The sequence below is a fragment of the Streptomyces echinoruber genome (assembly GCF_014651135.1).
In the GTDB taxonomy this organism is placed as follows: domain Bacteria; phylum Actinomycetota; class Actinomycetes; order Streptomycetales; family Streptomycetaceae; genus Streptomyces; species Streptomyces echinoruber.
Genome location: NZ_BMWH01000030.1, coordinates 21,270 through 43,958, shown reverse-complemented (window position 1 = coordinate 43,958; position 22,689 = coordinate 21,270). Strand labels below are relative to the sequence as shown.

Genomic DNA, 22,689 nt, shown 5'->3' with positions numbered 1-22,689 from the left:
GACAACGCCCCCGACAGCGGGCGTCCCCCGGCTGTCGTCCCGTCAGAGGACGGCTGTCGTGCCGTCAGAGGATCTGCGGCGCCCCGGGCTCGGCCGTCAGCCCTTGCGTCCCACCGCCCCGTAGACGTTGATGTCCGCGTCCGTCACGTCGTTGATGTCGGCGTAGCGCACCTTCTCGAGGGCGTCGAGGGTGGCGAGGTAGTCCTCGTCGGGCTGCTCCGGGACGGGCGCGTCGTGGTCGAACCGCCAGTGGTGCACGGGGACGACACCGGGCTCGGCCAGCTTGAGGCCGTTGTCGGTGAAGAACCGCTCGACCTCGGCGCGGGAGCGCAGCACGAAGGTGAACCCGCGCTCGGTGTAGGTGCGTTGGACGGCGCGGATGTTCTCCGGGTTGAGGTCCTCGGTGAGGTGGCTGAGGACCAGGTGGCTGCCCGGGGGCAGGGCCTCGACGAGGCGCCGTACGACCGCGTGGGCCTCGGTGTCCTCGACGAAGTGCAGGACGGCCACCAGGCACAGGGCGATCGGCCGGCTGAAGTCGAGCGTCCGGGCGGCCTGTTCGAGGATGCGGTCCGGGTCCTTCAGGTCGGCGTCGATGTAATCCGTGCGTCCCTCGGGGCCGGAGGTGAGCAGGGCCCGGGCGTGGGCGAGGACGACGGGGTCGTTGTCGACGTAGACGACGCGCGCGTCGGGGGCGATGCGCTGGGCGATCTGGTGGACGTTCTCCGCCGTGGGCAGCCCGGTGCCGATGTCGAGGAACTGGCGGATGCCCTCCTCCCCGGCCAGGGTCGTCACGGCGCGGCGCAGGAAGTCGCGGTTGTGCCGGACGTCGAGGTAGCCGCGCGGGTTGGCGGCGAGCGCGGCGGCGGCCGCCTCGAGGTCGACCGGGTAGTGGTCCTTGCCGCCGAGGAAGACGTCGTAGACCCGGGCCGGGTGCGCCTTCGTGGTGTCGATGCGTCTTCTGATCTCGGCGGGGTCCTGGCTGAGGGCGTCACCGGACATGAGCGTCTCCTGGGAGTTCGGTTGGTCAACAACCTAACTTCCCGGCCGACTTGAAAGTGCCCGATCCCGCACACGGCCGGACGACCGGACGGTCGGACAGCCGGACGGCGCCCGGGCGGTGTCCCGGCGGGGCGGTGTCCCGGCGGGGCGCCGTCCGCGCGGGCCGGCGGCCCGCGGGCCCACGGGGCGCGAGCCCGCAGGACGCGAACCCACGGGGCGCAAGCCCACAGGACGCGAGCCCACGGGGCGCAAGCCCACAGGACGCGAGCCCACGGGATGCGAGCCCACGGGGTGCCACCGCCCGCGGACGCCCCCAAACGTCCCCGGCGGATCAGCCGAGCAGCCGCTGCGCGACCTCGGTGGCCCAGTAGGTGAGGATGGTGCGCGCCCCGGCCCGCTTGATGCCGGTCAGGGTCTCCAGGATGGCCCGGTCGCGGTCGATCCAGCCCTTCTCGGCGGCGGCCTCGATCATCGCGTACTCGCCGGAGATCTGGTACGCGGCCACCGGCACGTCCACGGCGTCCGCGACGCGCGCCAGGATGTCCAGGTACGGCCCGGCCGGCTTGACCATGACCATGTCGGCGCCCTCCTCCAGGTCGAGGGAGAGCTCGCGCAGCGACTCGCGCCAGTTGGCGGGGTCCTGCTGGTAGGTCTTGCGGTCGCCCTGGAGGGAGGAGGCGACGGCCTCGCGGAAGGGGCCGTAGAAGGCGGAGGAGTACTTGACGGTGTAGGCGAGGATCGCCACGTCCTGGTACCCGGCACCGTCCAGCGCCTCGCGGACGACGCCGATCTGCCCGTCCATCATGCCGCTGGGCCCGACCACGTGCGCGCCGGCCTCGGCCTGCACGCGGGCCATCTCGGCGTACCGCTCGAGCGTGGCGTCGTTGTCGACCCGCCCGTGTTCGTCCAGCACCCCGCAGTGCCCGTGGTCGGTGAACTCGTCCAGGCACAGGTCGGACATGACGAGCAGCTCGTCCCCGACCTCGGCCCGCACGTCCCGGATCGCGACCTGCAGGATGCCGTCGGGGTCGGTCCCGGCGGTGCCGAGGTTGTCCTTCTTGTCCTCCTCCGGCACCCCGAACAGCATGATCCCGGAGATCCCGGCCGCCGCCGCGTCCGCGGCCGCCTTCTTCAGGCTGTCCCGGGTGTGCTGCACGACGCCGGGCATCGACGCGACCGGCACGGGCTCGCCGACGCCCTCCCGGACGAAGGCGGGGAGGATGAAGTCGGCCGGGTGCAGCCGCGTCTCCGCGACCATGCGCCGCATCACGGGCGTGCCCCGCAGCCGCCGGGGACGGGTGTTCGGGAAGGATCCGTACTTCGCCATGCCTTCTACGCTACGCCCGGGTCGGGGGAGCCTTTGCCGACGCCGTGTCGGGCGCCGCGGGGCCGGCTCCCCCGCCTGCTGCGGGCGTGGCTCGACGTGATGCGGCGTGGCTCGGCGCGACGCGGCGTGGCTCGGCGCGATGCGGCGTGGCTCGGCGTGGCTCAGCTGAGCGGGTCGAGCGTGAGGTAGGCCTGCTGCGGGTCGGTGGCGCTCACCAGCGACTCCTGGTTGGCCACGTCGTCGAAGGCGAAGGCGTAGGCCTTGCCGTCGGCCATCTGGGCGTGGATGGCGCGGGCGTAGTGGTTGGTGACCGCGTCCTTGTAGTAGTTGGCCGGGTTGGTGTCGGGCTGGGTGGAGTTCGTCAGCAGCGTCCCGCGGTTGAAGCCGGCGCACAGGGTGCGGGAGATCGGGCCGCGCACCGCGTCGTTGGGCGCGTCCAGCAGCTTGTGGCAGCCGAAGACGCTGGCGCTGTCGGGCTTCTGGAAGGTGGTGACCACGGCCCCGGAGCCGTTGGTGAAGACCATCGAGCCGCCGGAGACCCTGCCGTAGTACTTGACGTCCGGACGCGCCGCGTCCGGCACCACGGTCAGCGTGGAGGTGCTGTACTTCTGCCACACCCGGTTGATGTAGTCGTCCATCGCACCGGCCGGCAGGGCGCCGGTCTCCACGCCGTACAGGGGCGACAGGGCGCGCAGGACGGTGCCGTCGGAACGGGTCTGGATCAGGTTGCCCCAGCCGCCGGGCTGGCTGCGCAGCGTGTTGAGGACGCCGTTGTAGCCGCCCGGCTTGAGGTGGCCGGTGGTCTTCACGGTCCCGTCCGGGAGCTTCGCCCCCACCGCATAGGGGGCCGAGAACATGTCGACCTGCGTGCTGTTGATCCACAGCGTGGAGTTGTCGAGCGTGTACTCGGACCAGTTGAACAGGATGTCGCGGTTGGGGTCGCTCGGGTTCTGCACGGCCGGCTGCACCAGGCCGCCGGTGGCCAGCTTGAACACGAGCTTCCGCCCGTAGGAGAAGTAGATCCGGCCGCCCGCGAGCTTCGGCATGCGGATGGTCGTGGACTGGCCGTTGGCTGGCCCGGGGATGGCCGCGTCGGGCGCGGGCACCGGCGGGTTGCCGCCGACGGGCCAGGCGTGGAAGGTGCCGTTGGCGTCCGCCCAGCCCTGCTGCCCGTTCAGGATCCCGAAGTTGTACAGGTACACCGGCTCGTTGCGGCCGGAGTCGTTCTTGACGGTGAGCGGAATGGTGTCCGGTACGGCGGCCTGCGCGCGGGGAGCGGGGGCGACGGCCGTGAGACCGAGGGCGCAGAGAGCTGCGGCGACGGCGGAGACCAGCGCTTTGCGTGGGGAGAGCACGCTCGTCCTCCTGTGGGGGTGAAGTGGTGAACGTTGGCGCGTGAGAGCGCTCTCAGCGTGCTTCCGTTAAATGAACCTGTCAATGACTTGGTCCAGACCTGTTGCCGACCGATGCGGCTCCGGCTCCCGAGGGAACGCCGCCCCTGCGTGGCCGGAGCGGCGGCCCGCCTGCTCGGCCGCCGCCAGGCCGACCGGACCACCGGCAGGCCGACCGGACCGTCGTCAAGCCGCCCTCAGCGGATCCGCCGTCGTCCGGAACGGGTCCGCCGCCGTCCGGCCGGACCGGCAGTCGCGGCAGCGACCCGGCACCGGGGCGCGGAACGCCCGGTCGCAGCCGTCGCAGGTCTGGAAGGGATGGGGACGGCGGGACGGCCCGGCATCCCCGAGGACAAGGGCATCCCTGGGGGCGAGGGCGGGCAGGGGCGGGGGCAGCAGTTCCCGAAGGCGGTGGGCGACCAGCCCGGCCGGGTGCTTGAGGTCCGGCGGGAGATCGGCGACGAGGGCACGGTGCACGGCGTCGAGCGTCGCACCCACGTCGAGCCAGGCGACGACGGCCGGCGCGAGCCGGTCCACGTCCCGGCGGGAGAGGACGAGGCGGTCGTCGCTGCGGCGCAGGCCCGCGAGGAGGGCGACGGCCCTGTCGTGCCGGTGGTCGCGGTCGGGCCGGTGGTCGCGGTCGTGCCAATGATCGCGGGGGCGGCCGTGCTCGCCCGGCGCCGTGGACGACGGGGCGGGCGCGGACGCTTCGGGGTGTTCGACGGGGGTGTCCGGCGCGGGGTGCGCAGGGGGCGTGGGGTACGCGAGCACCGGTTCGGGCTCGGGGGCGAGGTCAGGGCCGGGGCCGAGGTCGGGGTCGGGGTCGAGCGTCTGTCGCCGAGGGGTTTGGTCGTCCTCCTCGGCCACGTCCGGCACGTCCGCGCCCGCCCCGGGCCGCGACTGCGACTGCGGCTGCGGGTCGCGGGCCCGAGGCGCCTCGGAACGCCCGGCCACGCGAAGGGACGCGGGGGTGGCGGCACCCCGGGCCGGGGCGGGGACGTGGTGGACGTACGTGCGCGTGACCAGGCGGCCGGACTCCGTGTGCTCGCGGACCCGCTCCAGGTAGCCGTGCGCCTCCAGCTCGCGCAGCGCGGACGCGATCCGGCTCCGCCCCTCGGGGAAGCGGTCCGCGAGGCTGCGGATGTCGACCGGGGTGCCCTCGGGCACCGACAGGATGTGCGTCACCAGCCCGACGGCCGTCAGCGACAGCTCGGGGTGCTGGGCGATGTGGTTGCCCACGATGACGTACTGGTCGGGCTGGTACGTCCGTACGTGGATGACACCGGAGTGGGTGGCGGATCGGCGAACGCCTCGAATCGGGCGCGGGACGGCGTTAGGCTTCTGCTCAGCCATGGGGAAGAGGTCCGTTCTTCCTCGTTGGTCAGGCCCTCGCACTGGGATTTGCGCTCCCGGCGGGGGCCGACGCATGTCTGCGGTCGTGGAGGGATGAGGCGCTCGCGCCTCGGGGCGAGACTGCACGCCCGGAGCGCCGCCACGCCAGCCGGATCGACCGCTTTCACCCGCGCGGGTGACCTACGCGGGGTTTGGTTTGGTTGGTTGGTTTTTTCCCGGGTTCTTTGGTCTTTTACGTCCCGAAGCCCCGACCGCAGCGGCACCGGATCACGTGTTTCCGGGCTCCGGCGCGACGTGCGCAGACGGACGAGCCGGATCGGCTCGGGCCGGATCGAGTCGGGCCGGATCGAGCCGGGCCGCATCGAGCCGGGCCGCATCGAGCCGGGCCGGCCGGAGCCGATCCGGATCAAGCTCCGCCCACACCGTCTTGCACGGCACCGGTCCGCTCCGCACACCCCACCGATCCGCCAACTCCTCGACCAGCAGCAGGCCGTAACCGGACTCGGCAGCTCCGGCGACACCGGCCTCCCGGACCGGCAATACGTCCCCCCGCGTGTCGGTGACCTCGATCCGCAGCACGCCTTGGACCGTCACCGTGAGAGCGAGCCGGAAACTCCGGCCCGGCACCCTGCCGTGCAGGACGGCGTTGGCGGCCAACTCCGCCACGATCAGCCGGGCCGGATCCAACGGCAGCCCCCACGCGCCCAGTTGCTCGGCTGCGAGCAGCCGGGCGAGCCGAGCGGCACGGCGGGTCGCGGACAGCGGTACGGAGAACTGGTGGAGCGGCGCCTGCACGGCGACGGTCTGCTGACTTTCCTGATTCACATCACTCAGCGTGTTGACCCGTGCGTACCCTGTGAAGAACGACGGCCCGTGCGCTCGGTGGCTGTCCGCGAGGCGTCCGGTTCCGTCCGGGCCGTCCGGGGTGACCGGGTACGGGCGGCCGGAGTTGGGCCGGGAAGGGCGAGGGCGCGGCGGGAGGGCGCGGACGTGGGCGACTGGGACGCGGGGCTGGAGGACGAGGAGGCCGGAGCCGTGATGCGCACGGTCGCACGGCAGTTGAAGCTGTGGCGGGAGGCCGCCGGCCTCACCCAGGCCGAGTTCGGCGCGGCCATCGGCTACGGCGAGGAACTGGTCTCCTCGGTGGAGCGCGGGCGACGGATTCCCCGCCCGGAGTACCTGGACAGCGCGGACGAGGTACTGGGGGCGGGTGGCCGGATCGCCGCGATGAAGAAGGACGTGGCGGAGGTCCGGTACCCGAAGAAGGTGCGGGACCTGAAGAAACTGGAGGCGGAAGCGGTCGAGCTGTGCGCCTACAACAACTCCGTCGTACATGGGCTGTTGCAGACGGAGGAGTACGCGCGGGCGGTGTTCAGCGCACGTCGGCCCGCGTTCACCGAAGAAGAGGTCGACCAGCAGGTCGCAGCGCGCCTGGCACGCCAGGAGATCCTCGACCCCGCGACAGGACGGCGCGTCTTCAGCTTCGTTCAGTGTGAGTCGACGTTGCGCAGGCCCATTGGGGGCAGGATGGTGATGCAGCGGCAGCTCGAACGGTTGTTGGAGTTGGCGCAGCAACGCAACGTGGACCTCCAGGTCCTGCCCCTCGACCGTGAGGAGAACTCGGGAACGGATGGTTCGTTCAGGCTTCTCAAGCTCAAGGACGGAGCCACAGTGGCGTTCAGCGAAGCTCCCCTCACCAGTCGGGTGATGACCAACCCCAAAGAAACCACGGTCCTCGACATCCGCTACGGAGTCATCCGTGCACAGGCTCTCAGCCCTCGGGAGTCGTTGGCCTTCATCGAGAAAGTACTGGGAGAAAAAGGGACATGACACTCAAGGCTTCCGGGGCCGATGCGGTAGTGGAGTGGATAAAGAGCAGCTACAGCACAGCTGACGGCCCCGACTGCATTGAGGTGGCGGCGATCCCGGACCACATCCTCGTCCGCGACTCCAAGAACCCCCACGGCCCCCGTCTCGCCCTCACCCCCACCGCCTGGGCGACCTTCCTGCCGTACGCCGCCGCCCACTGACGGACCGACCGCACGCGGCCCGCACCCACGCCCACGGGTGCGGGCCGCGCGTACGCCGTCACTCGGCGGCCGGAGCCGCCTCCGCTGCCGCGCCCTCGCCCCGGGCCTGCTGCAACGTCTCGGCGATTGCGGCGAACTCCTCCAGGGCCGACTGAAGGTCCTCGACGATCTCGGCGGCCAGCACCTCGGGCGCGGGCAGGTTGTCCGCGTCGTCGAGGCTCGGGTCGCGGAGCCAGGTGATGTCGAGGTTGGCCTTGTCGCGAGCGATCAGTTCCTCGTACGTGAACGCCTTGAAGCGCTCGGTCTCCACCCGCTGGGAGCGGTCCTCGCCGGGGCGGTAGCACTGCACGAAGTCCTCAAGGTGGGCCCGGGTGAGGGGGTTCTGCTTGAGGGTGAAGTGCTGGGCCGTACGGAAGTCGTACACCCACAGCTTCTCGGTCCAGGGCTGGTGGGGGCGGGCCGGCTTGCGCTCGAAGAACAGGACGTTGGCCTTGACGCCGCCCGCGTAGAAGATGCCGGTGGGCAGGCGGAGCAGCGTGTGGACGTCGTACTCGTTCAGCAGGCGTCGGCGGATGGTCTCGCCCGCGCCGCCCTCGAAGAGGACGTTGTCAGGGACGACGACCGCCGCGCGGCCGTGGATCTCCAGCAGCGAGGCGATGTGCTGGACGAAGTTGAGCTGCTTGTTGGTCGTGGTGACCCAGAAGTCGCGGCGTTCGTAGGCGATGGCCTCGCGGGCGGCGGAACCGTCGTCGCCGTAGACGGTGATGGAGGACTTCTTGCCGAAGGGCGGGTTGGCCAGGACGAGGCTCGCGCGCTTGTCGGGCGGGGCGGCGAGGGCGTCGCGGGTACGGACCAGGGCGGGCCCGGTGGGATGACCGATGCCGTGCAGGAAGAGGTTCATCGCGGCGAGGCGGGCGGTGTTGCGGACCAGCTCGGTGCCCCAGATGCCGCCGTTGCTGAGGTGCTTGCGCTGCTCGGGGGTGAGCCGGTTGCCGTACTCGCGGATGATGTACTCGGCGGCGGCGAGCAGGAAGCCGCCGGTGCCGCAGGCGGGGTCCGTGATCGTGTCGTCGGGAGTCGGGCGTACGCAGTCGACGATCGCCTGGATGAGCGCGCGGGGAGTGAAGTACTGCCCCGCCCCGGACTTGATGTCCTCCGCGCCACGGGAGAGCAGCTCCTCGTAGGCGTCGCCCTTGATGTCGGTGTTCTGACCCGACCAGTTCTCCTTGTCGATCAGGTCCTTGACCAGGCGCTTGAGCTTGGCGGGGTCGTGGATGCGGTTCCTGGCCCCGTTGAAGATCAGGTGGAAGGTGCTACCGGCGCGCTGGGCGCCGAGGTCCTCGAGCAGCTCGGTGTAGGCGGTTTCGAGCGCGGCGCCGTCCTTGCTCAGCAGCTCGGGCCAGCCGCGTCCCTCCCAGACAGGCCCCTCGGGCATGATCTGCTCGCGGAACATGGGCGGGCGGGACTGCGCCTCGTGCGCCATCTTCAGGAACACGAGAAGCGTCAACTGCTCGACGTAGTCGATGGTGGAGACGCCGTCGTCGCGCAGGACGTGGCAGTAGCTCCAGAGCTTGTCGACGAGCCGACGGGCCTCGGTCGTGGTCACGAGGGGATCTCCAGGTCGAGGGTGGGCTGGGTGGCGGCGGTGAGGGCGGGGGTGTCCGCTCGGGGCGGCGGGGGCGCGTCCGGTGCGGGTGCGGTGTCGGACGTACGCTTCCGCTGCGCGGGCGCCCGGCGCGGGCTCCGGCGACGGGACTTGGTCGCCCCGGCCGCCTCGCGCTCCGCTCGGACGCGGGCGAGCAGGGCATCGGCGGGCTCGTCGGCGGGGTCCTGGGGAACCAGGCGGCCAGCGAAGGCTTCGGCTAGGAGGGAGCGGCGGAGAATGGCACTCCGCCGCTTGCTGACGGACACAGTGTGCGCAAGGTGCCGGGCTTGCTGCTCTGTGCTGGACCATTGAGCACACAGCGCACGCTGAGTCGGCAAGTCCGGCAGCGGGAACTCGATCGACTCGAGAATCTTCTGGTTCACCTTGTGAATGCCCGCTGTAGTGCGCGCTCGGCTTTCAATCTGTCGCCTGACAGCAAGAGATGACCAGATTACACGCAGATACCCCGGCAAAATCTTACTGGCGTCAAGGCGCGCCCGAATCATAGTGTCAGGATAGGCGACCGGGGTTGGGACATCGGCAACAAGCGCCCCACGGCCAACCAAAGAAAGTGAACCATTCCCGCGAGCGATAAGAAAATCCCCTTGCTGAACAAGAAATGGCGCAGCCTCCTCCTCTCCCCAATCACCCTCTTTACGTTGCGCTAGATCAACGTAGGTGTCGGACAAGGCAGTGAGGCGAAGTACAGGGAAACCGCCTGCACGGGTTGGGACGGATCGCCCGTTCGTCAAACCGGAAACCAGAACATCTTTCAATCGAACCGGCTCGTATGCGGACGTCATCCGATGCAGTACCGACTGAAGGTATCGATCGATGCGTTGGCCGCTGACACGAAGGGTATCGCTGGCCGCGTCGAGTCGCGACAACTGCTCTTCGAGCGCGGCAACGATGCGCCGCTGCTCCTCCACAGGGGGCAGAAGGCACTCAATGTCCGCAAGGGCTCCCTGCGAGATGTTCCGCATCGAGTCCTTAGTTCCGGTGGCACGCTCAGAGATCTGGTCTCGAATGTTCGGTGATGAGAGCAGATAGGCCAGCCATTCCCGGTCAATTCCCTCAGCCGGGATGAGGCGTAGACTCTTATCGCTGAGGAGCAACCGGGGGCGACACTTACGCACGAGCACAGACGCCCCTACGTAGGCTGCCGTGTTCGCCCTGCTCAGCAGTATGTCCCCCGGCCGGATCTCGTATTCGGGATTGAAGGGGAATCCTGCAGGAACCGCCTTGTTCTCGCCCTCATCGAAGTCGCCCCAGGTCATCGCACTGACCTTGATGACTCCCCACTCCTCACGCGAGGCCGGACGAGGCTCACACTTGTAGGACTTACCCGCCTCGATGCGATTGAGAATGTCGCCGAGCCGAACACGTGCCCACCCCTTCGGCAGCTCCGAAGGAATATCGCCCTCGCTCACGCACCCAACTCCCGTCCCAGTTCATCCAAAATCTCAGCCCCCCGATCCGCCCCGAACTCCCGAAGGAACCCGTCCACGCCCCCGCGCTCGATGAAGGGTACGTCCTTCAAATGCTCGGGCTCGATCGCCGCATCCGTTGCTATCACGTCCACGATCCGGTCGAGCCACCACACCTGGTCCTCGGTGAGCACCGCCCCGGCCTGCTCCTGCCGGGCCCGCCACGCCGCGTACCGCTCCTCCACCAGCGCCCGGTACGGCCGTACCTCCTCGTCCAGGCCCAGCTCGAAGCGCAGCAGCCCGATGAGGTCGACCACGCCCGCCGCTCCCCGCGGGTGCTTGGCCGCCTTGCCCAGCTGCACGTACGCGTCGTACAGCCGTGCCGGGGTCCACTGGAAGGGAGGACGCTCGATCTTGCGGGCCAGGTCCTTCAGCCGCCGGTAGACCTCCTTCGGGTCCCGCCGCTCGCTGAACGCGAGGCTGAGCGCGGCGATCTCGTCCTGGTGCTCCTTGATGTACTCCTTCCAGGAGGTCACCCTGCGCATCGCCAGTTCGTCCGCCGTGATGCCGCGTGCTTCCTTCACCTCGTCCACGCTCACCTCGTCGATGACGATGTCGTGGGCGCGGCGCATGGACACCAGCCGGTCCCGCAGCTCGCGGTTGGCGGCGATCGGCTTCAGGGCCTCCAGCATCTCCTGGCGTACCTGCTTGTCACCGCCGATGCGCCGGGCCTTCTCCTGCTGGTCGGGGTCGACGGACCGGACCAGGCCGCCGACGATCTCCCGGAGCGGCTGCCCGGCGAGTTCCTCGATCTCCTCCCGCTCCTCGGGGGTGAGCTGGCGGTCGAGGCGCGCCAGGCGGCCCGCCAGCGTGGCGATCTCGTCCTCCGTCATCGCCAGGCCGGCCGTCTTCGCCATCAGCCGCTCCAGCGGGATCTTCCGCTCGGAGACGCGGTTGAGCGGGCGCGCGTCCACGCGAGGCGAGTCCGTGACACCGACCGCGTCGACGATCACGAACCGCTCCTTGACCTCGGCGTCCGGCGTCACCGCCTGGAACTCCGCCGGGTCCACCGTCCGCGAGCCCCGCCCCTTCATCTGCTCGAAGTAGGCCCAGCTCTTCACATCGCGCAGGAAGAACACACACTCCAGCGGAGGGATGTCCGTCCCCGTGGCGATCATGTCCACTGTGACGGCGATCCGCAGTTCGGGACTGTTGCGGAACGCCTTGATCAGCTCGGCGGGCCGCTTCGCCGCGTGCGTGATCTTCGTGCAGAAGTCGTCGCCCTCGCCGAAGACCTGCCGCACCGTCTGGACGATCTCGTCGGCGTGGTGGTCGTCGACGGCGAAGATCAGCGTCTTGGGCACGTGCGTGCGCGACCGCTGTGCCTCGCCCTCCCCGACCGGCGGGAAGATGTCCGTGAACAGGTGCTTGCGGAAGGTCTCGATGACAAGCTTGAGCTGTCCCTTGCTGATGACCTGCCGGCCCAGTTGGGACGCCTTCCACTCCAGGTCCTCCTCCAGCTCCTGGTAGCGCTCCCGGCGGGTCTTGCGCTCCCGCAGGGGCACGACCGTCTCCGCCGGGATCGTCCCGCCGTTCTCCCCCAGCTCCGTACGGATGCGGAAGACGTCGAAGTCGACGTTGACGCCGTCGGCGACGGCCTGCTCGTACGGGTACTCGCTGACGAGGTTCTGGAAGAAGAAGCCGAAGGTCTGCTTGACCGGGGTGGCGGTCAGGCCGACCAGGTGGGCGTCGAAGTACTCCAGGACCGCGCGCCACTTGCCGTAGATGGAGCGGTGGCACTCGTCGACGACGATGAGGTCGAAGGTCTCCGGCGGCAGGTCCGGGTTGTAGCAGACCTGGACCGGCTCGTCGACGAGGTCGTAGCGGTCCAGCGCCTCGTCGTTGTCGTCGGCGCCGGGAACCTCACGCCCGGTCAGCGCCAGCCACAGCCGCTGCACGGTGGAGACCACCACGTGCGCGGAGCCCAGGACCGTGTCGCCGGCCAGACGCTGCACGACGTACAGCTCGGTGAACTTGCGGCCGTCGTCCGGGGTGTCGAAGTTCTCGAACTCGGTGGCGGCCTGGCTGCCGAGGTTGTTGCGGTCGACGAGGAACAGAATGCGCTTGGCGCCCGCGTGCTTGAGCAGCCGGTAGCTCTCGCTGACCACCGTGTACGTCTTGCCGGCGCCGGTCGCCATCTGGATCAGGGCACGCGGGTCGTCCTTGGCCAGGGAGCGCTCCAGACCAGTGATCGCCTTGAACTGCGCCGGACGCAGCGGCTCGGGGTCGAGGAAGGTCTGCGGCAGGCGGCGCATCCGGGCGCGCAGGGTCGGCGCGGCCGGATCGGCGTCGGCCTCGTCCATCCAGCGGGCGATGGTCTCCGGCTGGTGCACGGCGAAAACCTCACGCGTGCGCGGGGACGGGTCGAGCGCGTTGTGGAAGCGGACCGTGTTGCCGTCGGCGACGTACCGGAAGGGCAGACTGGCGCGCCAGGCGCTGAGCTGCTGGCTGCGCGTGAGGCCGGTGGCGTAGCGGGCCGCCTGCTGCATGGCGGCCTCCAGGTCGGCGCCCTCCCGCTTGGCCTCTATGACCCCGACCAGGCGCTGGTCGACGTAGAGGAGGTAGTCGGCGCGGCCGACGGCGGTGGAGACCTCCCGGACGGCGACGCCACGAGCCGCGAAGAGGTTCTTGGCGCTGTCGTCCTGGACGGCCCAGCCCGCCTTCTCCAGGAGCCGGTCCAGCTCGGTACGGACCTGCGCCTCGCTCATCGGCGGGCGGGCCGCCTTCTGCGCGTGCGCGATGAACTCGTCGCGCTGCGACGCCCCGTCCAGCGGGCGGGCGGCCGAACGGGACTCCATGGCCGCCGGATCCGTCAACTCGGTGATCTTGTCGCTCAGTTCGGCGATCAGATCCTGCAGCGCCGCCCGCTCGGCCTCCGCGCGGGCCAGTTCCGCCTCGGCCTGGGCACGGGCCGCCCGCTCGCGCTCCAGACGGCTCTGCTTGCCGTCGTAACGCAGCCGGGCCTCCTCCAGCCGGCGGCGGTAGACGGCCAGCTCGGCACGGAGCTGCTCCAGCTCCTGCCGGTCGGCGGCGGTCGCGGGCGCCGGCGCGGTCGAGGGCGGCGCGGGCGCCAGGAAGACCCGGTGGGCGGTGTCGGACGGGTCCAGGGCGCGGTGCAGCCAGTCGCCGAGACGGAAGCACATCTCCACCGACTGCAGCGCCTCGCGCACGTTGGCGTAGTACTCGTGGACCGCCTTGTTGCCCGTCGTGCGGATCGCCTCGAACCAGGCGCGCACCTGCGGGACGAGGACACCGGACCGGGTGAGGGCGTTGATCCGGTCGACCTGCCGGGGTCCCGGAACGGTGAGGCCGAGGAGCGTGACCAGATGCCGCGTCATGACCTCGCCGAAGAGGCGGGCCTTCATCATGGCCGCGTGGGGATCGGTGTGGACGTACGACTCCGCGGCGCAGCCCAGCGTCACCAGCAGCGGTTCGTGCCGGAGCAGGTGGCCGAAGTTGGACGAGCCGGCCGCCAGGCGCGCGACCTGCTCGTCGTCGCCGTCGGCCGGACCGCCCACCACCGCCGTCACCATGTTCCCCCCAGATCCCAGTCGTCATGTCACGGGCAAAGCCTTGCAGGATGACATGAACGGAGCCAATCGGCAAGGGACTTGGGAACAGCGAAATCGCAAGGGCGGGAACGGGCCACCGCGCGAATCCACCCTCCTGCCAGGTCGCCGGCCTCCAGGGCCGCACCGGTCGGACTCCGCCCACGCCCTGTCGTCGTGACGTTCCGTCGACCGACCGCGCCTGAGTCGACGCATGGTCCGTCCCGTCACGCTGGCCGCCACCACCACCCTGCTGGCGGGCGGCCTGCTGGCGGCGACCGTGCCCGCCGCCTCCGCCGCACCCGCGAAGTACTCGCACGCGGCCGCCGCGCGGAAACTGCGGGCGGCGGGCATCACCTGGACCTCGTCGGGTGGGTGCAGCAACCGCCACAACAGGAGGTGTACGTCCTTCGAGCGCATCAACCGGAGCACCGTCGCCGGGGTGATCGACTTCAAGAGGGCGAGCGGGTGCGCGGTGACCATCACCGGTGGCACCGAGACGGGGCACGCCTCCGGCACCTACAGCCACTGGAACGGCTACAAGGTCGACATCCAGCCGACGACGTGCGTGAACCGCTACATCACCTCGAACGTTGCGGCACTGAACAAGGACGCCATGTGAGGCCCCCGCCCGGCCCGCCTCGACCGGCATTCCCCGTTTCAGGTCGCCAGGGGCCGCACCCCTTCTTTGTCACTGGCGCGTCTTTGGCCGGATCTGCGTTGCGTCTGCAACGCCCCGGTTGGTACAGATGATCGAGTCGGTGACGTCTGCGATCAGCGGGAGCGGGGGGGCGGACGAGCGTGCTCGATCCGGAGGCGATACCTCAGTACGGGTGACCTGGAGAAGCTGGAGGCGGCCTACGCGGGCCTGAAGGCGGACGCGGGGCACATCCGGGGCACCGGGCGGGACGTGCACCACCGCTTCCAGGGGCTGGCGGCGTACTACCGGGCGCCGGAGGCGGAGCAGCTGTTTGCGACCACCCAGCCGGTGAAGGACCGGGCGGACGGCTTCGCCGACGACGCGGAGACGGTCTCCGGCGCGCTGGCGGCCTACGCCTCGGACATCCGCCCCCTGGCGGACAGGCTGAAGCACCTGCGGGATCGGGCGCGCACGTTCGTCGACTCCGTCCAAGGCGATGACGACTGGCAGTACGACGGGGACAAGGTCGCCGAGCACAACCGGCTGCGGGACGAGATCAGTGAGACGGTGGCGGCGTTCTGGGCGGCGGAGCGCGCCTGCTACAACACGATCGTCGCGTTGTGAAACGGCCCGCGGATGGTCGCCGGCGACGGGGCGAAGAAGCCGCACCAGTACGGTTTCGCCGCCGCCGCTTTGAAGGACGCCAAGGTGCCGTGGGGCGATCCGGTGCAGAAGAAGCACCACGCCTGGGAGATCGGCCACTGGGTCAAGTCGTTCGTGTGGGACGGCATCGTCGTCGACAGCGTGTGGGGTTCGATCAAGGGCCTGGGCACGCTGGTCGGCGTGGACGGCTGGGACGCGGCCGGCCAGGCGTGGAAGGGCCTGGCGCAGCTCGGCACCGCCGTGAGCCTCATGATCACGCCGGGGGTGAACGGGCTGTTTCTGAGCCTGCCGGACGACGAGCTGCCCGGCTGGCTGCGCGACTCGCGCCGCACCATGGCCGAGACCGGCAAGGCACTGGTCGCCTGGGACGAGTGGGGCAAGAACCCCGCCCGGGCCGCCGGGGCGGTCACCTTCAACGTGGTCACCACCGTCCTGACCGGCGGCGCGGGCGAGGCCGCCGCGGGCGCGGGCAAGGCCGGCGCGGTGGCCCGCACCCTGTCCGTGGTCGGCAAGGCCGGCGAGCTGATCGACCCCATGACCTACGTCGGCAAGGCCGCCGGCGCCGGACTGTCGAAACTCGGCGACATCGCCAAGGCCCTCAAGGGCGCCGGCCGCATCGCCATCCCCCACCTGCCGGAGCACGCCCTCACCCTGCCCGAGGGCAGCCTGAAGCTGCCGGACGGCACCGTTCACCTGCCGGAGGGCTCGGCCGTGCCCGAGGGTGCGACCAGACTCGCGGACGGCCGCATCCGGCTGCCGCATGACACCCCCGCCTTTCCCGAGGGCACCACCAGACTCCCCACCGGCGAAGGCGCCCCGGCGCGCTATCTGGACAGCCAAGGCAACCTCCTCGACGAGCACGGCAACGTCCTTCACGACGCCGGCCACGCCCCCACCGACATCGTCGATCGGCCGGAACCGGGCAACACCCCGACCGCCGGCGCGGACACCCCGCACACCCCCACCCCGGTCGAACAGCCGGCGATGGCCGGCGCCGGCGCACACACCGCCGAGCAGGCCGGGCAGCACCTCCGCCTGGGCGACAGCCTCGACACCGGCCTCGGCGATGTCGGCCGGATCGGCGAAGACGTCCCCGCGGCACCCACGAGCCACGCCGGTGGCGGCATACCCACAGCCCATGCGAGTGCGGATCTACCCGGCGGCACGACAGGCGACCATCTGCCCGGCGAATCCACCCACGAGCACGGTGCAGGCGCCTCCTCAAGTCACGAGTCGTCAAGTGGTCACAGCAGTGAACACGACAGCAGTGGTCACACCGTCGGCTCGGGCAGCACGGCGCATGAGGCACCCGCCACCGGTCATGGCCATCCAGTGCCCGGAGGTCACACCGAGCGAGCCATCACCAGTGACCGCGAAGAACCGATCACCAGCGGCGATGGCCCCGAAGACCCCGATACGGGGAATGCTCCAGGGCTGAGTGGCGAGCACGAACTCCACGGCTGGCAACGTCCGGTCGAGCCTTCAGGGCCCATGGAGCGCGGTGGTGAACTTGAGCAGCAGGTGCGAGAACAGATCCGGCGCACCAAGGTAAAAATCGGCAATGCGGACGCCATCATCAAGATACTCGGCGAGAAACCGGCCGGCAAGGAGATAGCCGAAACGATCGCCTCGGGACGCTTCAGGGATGCCACCGGATTCTCGGATGTCTTGTCCAGCCTGATTCGTTCTGATGAACTATCGGGACCCCTGGAACAGATTCGCCTTGGCAATCGACTCCACGAGCAGGGAATCACCGATATCTCATTCGAGTTGAAGCAGGGCGGCCACGAGCTGAGGCCGGGAGTCGTCTCGGGGCCCAGGACGGACATGGACGTGATGGCCCGGGATACTCAAGGCCGCACGCATGCATGGCAGTTCAAGGACATGACCGGACCAAAATCGCCGAGCGACGCGCGCAAGGTTGTCAGTAGGGTCTACCAGAAGCTGCACCAGCTCACGGACTCCAATGCGGACATAAAAACGTTCGTAGTTGACACCAAGGCATCCCTGGCCGATATGCAGGAGCAGATCAACCGCCTGCAGCGGGGCTTTGAGGACAAGGGCGTTCAATTCGTCATCCGAACGCCGGACGGTAATATATTCATCCCTCCTGGGGGAAGGTTCATGCCGAAGGAAGCACCGTGATCGCAAGTACGCCTGTTGCCGGATGGACATGGGGTCGTGATGACGAAAGGAAGGATGCCCTTGCCAGCGGTCTGCGTGACGCTTTGATCGCCTTGGAGTCGCTGGGCAGGCATCGTCTCGCGGTCGGTGAAGTGCGGATGCGGGTGTCTGTAACCGAGGCCGGCAGGCCGGAGAGCCGTCTGTTCGATGGCGAGTTTCCGCTTTCCGTTGATCAGGGACTCGTGTCGGTGGTGGCGGAGGAGCTGATCGGCAGAGTCCGTGAACACTTGCGCCCGGGCACCGTTGGGTCCGTCGACACCTATTCCTCATGCAGTGGCATAGTGAAGGCCGACGGAACGGACGAGCGACAGGACGACCTTTTCCAACTGGGCAGCTCCGCATTCGCTGGTTTTGTCACGGTCAACCTGACGACTTCGTCGGATGCATGGCTGCCGTATGACTTGAAGGGACGTGCACAACCCATTATTTACCGGGCCAACGCGCCTCGCCTGGCTGCGGCTCTGCAAGAGCTTGCCGAGGTCCTGCATTCCGAGACCGAGCCGGACGATCCGACCTACTTCGCCAGGCCGACGGAGGACGGCGCCGAGAACCTGACAAACGCCGACGGCAGTGTTCCCGACCTCTGGCGCGGGCGAGAGATCCCGTACCGGAATAGGGTTTTCCGGTCTGTGCCCCCGTTCGCGGAAGGGTATCGACGTTCAGCGGATGGCGAGGTTCTGTATGTGCCGGTGCACGATAAACGTGGTCGCGTACTGGGTTATCTCTGGGCTTCGGACGCCCACGGAGCGGCGAGCTTCGAACCCCGGGACGATGCGGACGAGGACGGCTTCAAAGCCGGGTTGGTGTGGCTTGACCGTCTGCAGTCGGCTTACGAGCACGGCATGTCACCCTCGGCGGCGCTCAGGGAAGTCGCGCACCTACCCGACGAGTCCGGAGCCGGCCGAGCACAGACGGTTGCCCACCCCCTCATCGAGGATCTGGCTGTGCTACGAGAGCGAGCAAGTGAGGACTGAGCGGCTCATCTCGCGAGCCGGACGATCCCACGGCAGTCACCGGAGCCGTAACCAGGTCCGTCGCATGTGACGCGGCACTGCGACACGGCCTCACCGCCTGCCGGAGCGGCGTCGCACGGGGCCGATACGCACCCCGGAGTGGATCCTGTTCGCGCTGCCCGTCCGACCGGCCTCCCGGGCCGGCGGCCCAAGCCGTTCACAGTCCTCTGACGACCCGGGCCCTGCCCTGCGTGCGGAAACCGAGAGCGTGGCGGTAGATCTCGGGCATGCGGTAGCGCCCGTCGGCGTCCCTGGCCAGGGCGCCCCACTGTTCGAGGGCCTCCACGTCGTCGGCGGTCAGATCCACGTCGGCCGCCTCGAACGGCATCTTCACCGACTTCGAGAACTCCGACATGCGCCGCAGCAGCTTGCCCAGGCGGGGCTTCTCCTGGTTGACCTCCTCGATCTCCGCCTGGCTGCACGCCCCCAACGCCCGGCGCATGGCCGCGGGGGTCAGCACACGGTCGGACCAACGACCGTCCCCCACGGAGGGCTTGGCCGCCTCGCACAGGAAGCGCACGACATCGCGGGCCTGCTGCAGCGTCTCCGCGATCGCGGTGAACTCCTCCAGGGCTGTCTGAAGGTTCTCGACGATCTCCGACTGCTGCAGGGGCGCGCCTCACCGGTCAAGAGCATGAAGACAGCAGGCGTTCGGGGAGAAGAGGCAGACCACGCCCGGTGTTCCGCCGGCACCTACGCCGCTGAACCCGATCGAATGTCGAACCGTTCAAGCCATCTTCCGTACGATTTTGGGCGCAACAAGAATCCTCCGGTTCACGCAAGCAACATAAGCGCCACCCTGTCTCCCATGGCTCATATCCATCTCATTGCCGAGTCCGCTTTGCTCGCACCTCGGCAAGAAATGATCTCTTGACCGTTGCTTGACCGTTCCGCGATGCGCTTATGATCCCGGTCCAGCCCGGAAATCCACGTCAGCCGGCGTGGACAGGGGCGTCACTTGGAGGGGAATCATCTTGCGCAGAACGAGATTCGTTGCTGCCGCGCTTTTCACCGCCGTGCTCGCCGTGCCCACGGCAACCGCTGTCGCGGCCGACGCTTACGGCGGAGGAGCGCACGCCTGGTCGCCCGCGCACGGAGACTCAGGGCGAACAGCCGTCAAGGACGGCAGTGACGACGACCGCTCCGGCTGGGTCATCCCCTGATCGGAGCCGCTTCCATGGTTCTCGCCGCCCCGGCCGGTAACCGGCCGGGGCGGCACATCCATTTCCCCGACAGGACGGCACGGCAGCGGTGAAACAGCACTCACAAGGATTGAACATCCTGGATCTCAGCTATCAGGTCGACGGCCGTAAGCTCCTCGACCGCGTCAACCTCACTGTTCACCCAGGTGAGTCAGTTGCCGTGACCGGTCCGAGCGGATCGGGGAAATCAACCTTGTTGATGTGTGTCCTCGGCCTGATCAAGCCCCGCTCCGGCACCGTCCGCGTCAACGATCGCGATCTCACCTCCCTTTCAGGTGGCAGGTTGACGAAGGCCCGGCGTGAGCTGCTGGGCATGGTTTTTCAATTCGGTGAACTCTTGCCCGAACTGACACCGGTGGAGAACGTGGCTCTGCCCGTCCTCCTCGGCGGAGGGGATCACGAAGAGGCCTACCGGCGAGCCGCAAGCCTCCTTGACGAGCTGGGCGTGCCGGCAGGCTCCACGCCGACCGGCATGCTGTCCGGAGGGGAGCGGCAGCGAGCGGCCGTAGCGCGAGCTTTGATCGCCCGCCCTGCTGTACTTCTTGCCGACGAGCCGACCGGCGCCCTCGATCCAGAGGCCAAACAGGACGTCGCACACCTGCTGTTCTCCACGGCTCGCCATCACAACTGTGCCCTGCTCCTTGTCACACACGACGAGTCAGTGGCCGATCAGGCAGACCGCAGGCATGAGCTCCGCAACGGCGTTCTGACCGAGGTAGGGGTGGGGTCGTGAAAAAGCGCGTGGGCGGGCAGATGGTGCGTATCGGCCTGGCCGCCGGACGTTCCACGCCTGGTGAACGCACCCGTTGGTGGGCCCTGTTCGCTGCGGCCGCAGCCCTCGCTGTCGTCGCGACGTCCGTCGTCGCCGTGGTCGCCACCTACGCGGGCCGACAGGAACGGGCGGATGCGCGCAGTTTTCTCCTGACCACCGTGCCCGAGGGAGCGGACGCGATGGTCGTGGAGCGGATCGACACGGTCAGGGCCTTCCAGCACACCGTGTTGTACGTGCGTCCGCTCCGCAAGGACGCCCCTCCCCCGGCAGGGTTGTCGAAATGGCCCGAGCCCGGGCACGTCTACCTCTCGCCGGAACTCGTCCGTCAAGGCAAGGGCGAGGGCGTACTCGACCGGTACGGCACGTTTTCCGGAACGATCGGCGACGAGGGCCTTGTCTCACCCTCCGAACGCCTTGCCTACGTGGGCATCACCCACCGGCCCGACTCGGGCACCACCACGGTGCTGTACGCGCACGGATACGGCAACGGGGCCACCTCCAGCATCGACATGCTCAATCAGCGGCCCCTGTGGTCCCCCGTCGGAACCCTGTGGGCCGCAGTCGGCCTTCCCGCTCTCGCTCTTGTGGTCGTGGCCGCCCGCGTCGGCTCCTCCACGCGCGACCGGCGCACGGCTCTTCTGCACGCTCTGGGCGCCGGATGGTGGCACCGCAGTCTGGCGTCGGCCGCGGAGGCAGTCGTACCGGCACTGCTGGGAACGTGTGCCGGGGCCGTCCCGTACGTGCTCGCTTCCTTGTGGGACGTGCGCCTTCCCCCTACGGGATACGTCCTCAGCCACACCGATCTCCGGGGGCATCTACCGCAGGCGGCAGCAGCGCTCGTGTTGTCCCTGGTGACCGTGGTGGCTGTCGTTGTCGGTACCAACCGCCTCCAGCGCACCAAGACGTCGACCCGTCCGGCCCCGATCGGTTCCCGCATCCCGTGGTGGAGGACGGCCCTGTGCGGAGTCGGCGTGGCTGTTGTGGTGACCAGTCAGTACCTCGACCGGCGCTACGCCACTCCCATGTTCATGATCGGCACGGTCCTGATGTGGGCCTTCCTGCCGTCCGTAGCGGCTGCCCTGGTGCGCCGGGCAGGCACAGTGATCGCCCGGGCCGGCTACCGGCGCGGACACGCCGGCCGCATCATCGGTGGGCGGTGGACGGCGGCTCATCCCGGTGTCATCGTCCGCCTGACCGCGTCCATGGTGATCGGCCTGGGCATCATCGCCCAGATGCAGCTGTGGGCCAGCAGGTCGAGCGACGGGGCCAGTGCCGCACGCGCCAGTTACGCAAAAGTCGGGGACACCCTGATCGACGTTTACGGAAGCGGCATGAACGCGCGGGACACACAGAAATTCACTCGCGCTCTTCCCTCCGGTTCCCACCTGTTGAAGGCCACTACGACGTTCACGGGGCCACAGGCGGTGCAGCACACGCTTCTGCAGGCGCCCTGCCCGGCCCTGACGGCTCTCGGCCTGCCCTGCACCCGCACACCCTCGCCCGTGAACGACCACCGGGACGTGAAACTCCAGGAAATGCTGCGATGGCACCCCAACGCACGTGTGCAAGCGGTCGCCTCACTGACCGTCACCAAGCCCGAGGAAACCCTCATCGTGGTCACGCCCCGCCGGGGCCTGCTGCCGGACGTGAAGAAGGCCGCGTTCGCACGGATGGCGAGCGCCGAACCCCCTGGCCTGGCATGGGTCGCGGGCAAGGAGATGAGGGAGAACGCAAACCACTGGATCCTGCTGTTCGGCATTCCCGGACTGATCATTCTTGCCGGTGCCGGAGGAGTGAGTGCGGCATCGGAGTTCACTCGCATCCGGCAGACGCTGCCCGCGATCAGCGTTCTGACCGGAACACCCCGCATCTTCCGGTCCGTCGCCCGTTGGCACCTGACCATCCCCCTCATCGTGTGCACCGCGGTGTCGGTGGCCGTCACCTCCTGGCACTCCCTGTTCTTCATCACCATCGTCCAGGAGGGACACGTGTCCTGGGCGGTTCTCACGGCGGGTGCAGCCGTCTGCGCCCTTCTGTCGGCCGCCATCGGCGCGAAAGCGGCACGGTCGGCCGCTCGGGCCGCCGGAACATGGCGGCCGACAGCCGACTGACGTGGACCGACAACCGACTGACTGGATCGACAGCGGCGATCGACGACAGCGCGCTGGAGCCGGACTCGGACCCGAGGGCGGGGTGAGAGCCGTCGCCGCCGTGCACGAGCACCGGCCCGACGGCAGCCACTCTGCCATACGCCATCGGTCGAGGCGGGCCGGGCCGTACGCCACCGGTCGAGGCGGGCCGGATCGCACCGGCCCCCGCGCAGAACTTCCCACTGATACAAGGCCTATACGGCCTCTACGGTCTACACGGTCACGGAGCAACCGCGCGGACCAAGAGCGTCCCGATGTGTCCAGGGTGAGGCGCATCCAGGATCC

At 69.1% G+C, this 22,689-nt stretch carries 17 protein-coding genes; 8 read left to right on the top strand and 9 right to left on the bottom strand.

Annotation, left to right across the window (positions count from 1 at the left end; translation table 11 throughout):
* Positions 1-96: 96 nt before the first annotated feature.
* The 5 genes from IE225_RS27390 to IE225_RS27370 all read right to left on the bottom strand — a co-directional run bounded on the left by IE225_RS27390 (position 97) and on the right by IE225_RS27370 (position 5,904).
* Complete coding sequence (locus tag IE225_RS27390; protein ID WP_190060305.1) at positions 97-999, bottom strand: SAM-dependent methyltransferase; 903 nt, start codon at positions 997-999, stop codon at positions 97-99.
* Positions 1,000-1,330: 331 nt separating this feature from the next.
* Positions 1,331-2,326 carry a porphobilinogen synthase gene (gene hemB, locus IE225_RS27385; RefSeq protein WP_190060304.1) on the bottom strand — a complete coding sequence of 332 codons (996 nt, stop codon included), beginning with the start codon at positions 2,324-2,326 and terminating at the stop codon, positions 1,331-1,333.
* Positions 2,327-2,487: 161 nt separating this feature from the next.
* On the bottom strand, positions 2,488-3,681 hold the full coding sequence (locus IE225_RS27380) for a glycoside hydrolase family 64 protein (RefSeq protein WP_190060303.1): 1,194 nt from the start codon (positions 3,679-3,681) through the stop codon (positions 2,488-2,490).
* 222 nt (positions 3,682-3,903) lie between these two features.
* On the bottom strand, positions 3,904-5,070 hold the full coding sequence (locus tag IE225_RS27375) for a helix-turn-helix domain-containing protein (RefSeq protein WP_190060302.1): 1,167 nt from the start codon (positions 5,068-5,070) through the stop codon (positions 3,904-3,906).
* A 267-nt stretch (positions 5,071-5,337) separates the two neighbouring features.
* On the bottom strand, positions 5,338-5,904 hold the full coding sequence (locus IE225_RS27370; protein WP_373303283.1) for an ATP-binding protein: 567 nt from the start codon (positions 5,902-5,904) through the stop codon (positions 5,338-5,340).
* 156 nt (positions 5,905-6,060) lie between these two features.
* Here IE225_RS27370 and IE225_RS27365 point away from each other — a divergent pair, with 156 nt between their 5' ends.
* Positions 6,061-6,900 carry a helix-turn-helix domain-containing protein gene (locus IE225_RS27365; RefSeq protein ID WP_190060343.1) on the top strand — a complete coding sequence of 280 codons (840 nt, stop codon included), beginning with the start codon at positions 6,061-6,063 and terminating at the stop codon, positions 6,898-6,900.
* A complete protein-coding gene (locus IE225_RS27360) occupies positions 6,897-7,100 on the top strand; it encodes a DUF397 domain-containing protein (protein WP_190060301.1) in 204 nt (67 codons plus the stop codon). The genes IE225_RS27365 and IE225_RS27360 overlap by 4 nt, the downstream gene beginning before the upstream one ends.
* 58 nt (positions 7,101-7,158) lie before the next feature.
* Here the strand turns inward: IE225_RS27360 and IE225_RS27355 are convergent, their stop codons facing one another.
* Genes IE225_RS27355 through IE225_RS27345 form a run of 3 tightly spaced genes read right to left on the bottom strand, consistent with a single transcriptional unit; the run spans position 7,159 to position 13,765 of the window.
* Positions 7,159-8,706: an HsdM family class I SAM-dependent methyltransferase gene (locus IE225_RS27355; RefSeq protein ID WP_190060300.1), complete on the bottom strand. Its 1,548-nt coding sequence runs from the start codon at positions 8,704-8,706 to the stop codon at positions 7,159-7,161.
* Entirely contained in the window at positions 8,703-10,175 is a 1,473-nt protein-coding gene (locus tag IE225_RS27350; protein ID WP_190060299.1) for a restriction endonuclease subunit S, read from the bottom strand. The genes IE225_RS27355 and IE225_RS27350 overlap by 4 nt, the downstream gene beginning before the upstream one ends.
* Complete coding sequence (locus tag IE225_RS27345; RefSeq protein WP_190060298.1) at positions 10,172-13,765, bottom strand: DEAD/DEAH box helicase family protein; 3,594 nt, start codon at positions 13,763-13,765, stop codon at positions 10,172-10,174. The genes IE225_RS27350 and IE225_RS27345 overlap by 4 nt, the downstream gene beginning before the upstream one ends.
* A 229-nt stretch (positions 13,766-13,994) precedes the next feature.
* Here IE225_RS27345 and IE225_RS27340 point away from each other — a divergent pair, with 229 nt between their 5' ends.
* From IE225_RS27340 to IE225_RS27330, 4 genes are all read left to right on the top strand, one after another.
* Complete coding sequence (locus IE225_RS27340; protein ID WP_190060297.1) at positions 13,995-14,402, top strand: hypothetical protein; 408 nt, start codon at positions 13,995-13,997, stop codon at positions 14,400-14,402.
* Between the two features lie 288 nt (positions 14,403-14,690).
* Positions 14,691-15,044: a hypothetical protein gene (locus IE225_RS33555; protein ID WP_229880121.1), complete on the top strand. Its 354-nt coding sequence runs from the start codon at positions 14,691-14,693 to the stop codon at positions 15,042-15,044.
* A gap of 12 nt (positions 15,045-15,056) precedes the next feature.
* Entirely contained in the window at positions 15,057-17,228 is a 2,172-nt protein-coding gene (locus tag IE225_RS27335) for a hypothetical protein (RefSeq protein WP_229880120.1), read from the top strand.
* Positions 17,225-18,241, top strand: coding sequence for a hypothetical protein (locus IE225_RS27330; RefSeq protein WP_190060296.1), 1,017 nt, complete (start codon positions 17,225-17,227; stop codon positions 18,239-18,241). The genes IE225_RS27335 and IE225_RS27330 overlap by 4 nt, the downstream gene beginning before the upstream one ends.
* Positions 18,242-18,437: 196 nt before the next feature.
* Here the strand turns inward: IE225_RS27330 and IE225_RS27325 are convergent, their stop codons facing one another.
* The gene (locus tag IE225_RS27325) at positions 18,438-18,740 is read right to left on the bottom strand and encodes a hypothetical protein (RefSeq protein WP_229880119.1); all 303 of its coding nucleotides are present in this window, start codon (positions 18,738-18,740) and stop codon (positions 18,438-18,440) included.
* Between the two features lie 812 nt (positions 18,741-19,552).
* Here IE225_RS27325 and IE225_RS27320 point away from each other — a divergent pair.
* Positions 19,553-20,215, top strand: coding sequence for an ABC transporter ATP-binding protein (locus IE225_RS27320; RefSeq protein WP_373303281.1), 663 nt, complete (start codon positions 19,553-19,555; stop codon positions 20,213-20,215).
* Positions 20,212-22,365 (top strand): permease, encoded by a 2,154-nt coding sequence (locus tag IE225_RS27315; protein WP_229880117.1) that lies wholly within the window; start codon positions 20,212-20,214, stop codon positions 22,363-22,365. The genes IE225_RS27320 and IE225_RS27315 overlap by 4 nt, the downstream gene beginning before the upstream one ends.
* The last annotated feature ends 324 nt before the right edge of the window (positions 22,366-22,689 follow it).

Excerpts from the sequence above, each read along its gene's own strand:
- IE225_RS27390 (WP_190060305.1), bottom strand. The coding sequence starts at position 999 with ATGTCCGGTGACGCCCTCAGCCAGGACCCCGCCGAGATCAGAAGACGC.
- hemB (WP_190060304.1), bottom strand. The coding sequence starts at position 2,326 with ATGGCGAAGTACGGATCCTTCCCGAACACCCGTCCCCGGCGGCTGCGG.
- IE225_RS27375 (WP_190060302.1), bottom strand. The coding sequence starts at position 5,070 with ATGGCTGAGCAGAAGCCTAACGCCGTCCCGCGCCCGATTCGAGGCGTT.
- IE225_RS27360 (WP_190060301.1), top strand. The coding sequence starts at position 6,897 with ATGACACTCAAGGCTTCCGGGGCCGATGCGGTAGTGGAGTGGATAAAG.
- IE225_RS27345 (WP_190060298.1), bottom strand. The coding sequence starts at position 13,765 with ATGGTGACGGCGGTGGTGGGCGGTCCGGCCGACGGCGACGACGAGCAG.
- IE225_RS27340 (WP_190060297.1), top strand. The coding sequence starts at position 13,995 with ATGGTCCGTCCCGTCACGCTGGCCGCCACCACCACCCTGCTGGCGGGC.
- IE225_RS27335 (WP_229880120.1), top strand. The coding sequence starts at position 15,057 with ATGGTCGCCGGCGACGGGGCGAAGAAGCCGCACCAGTACGGTTTCGCC.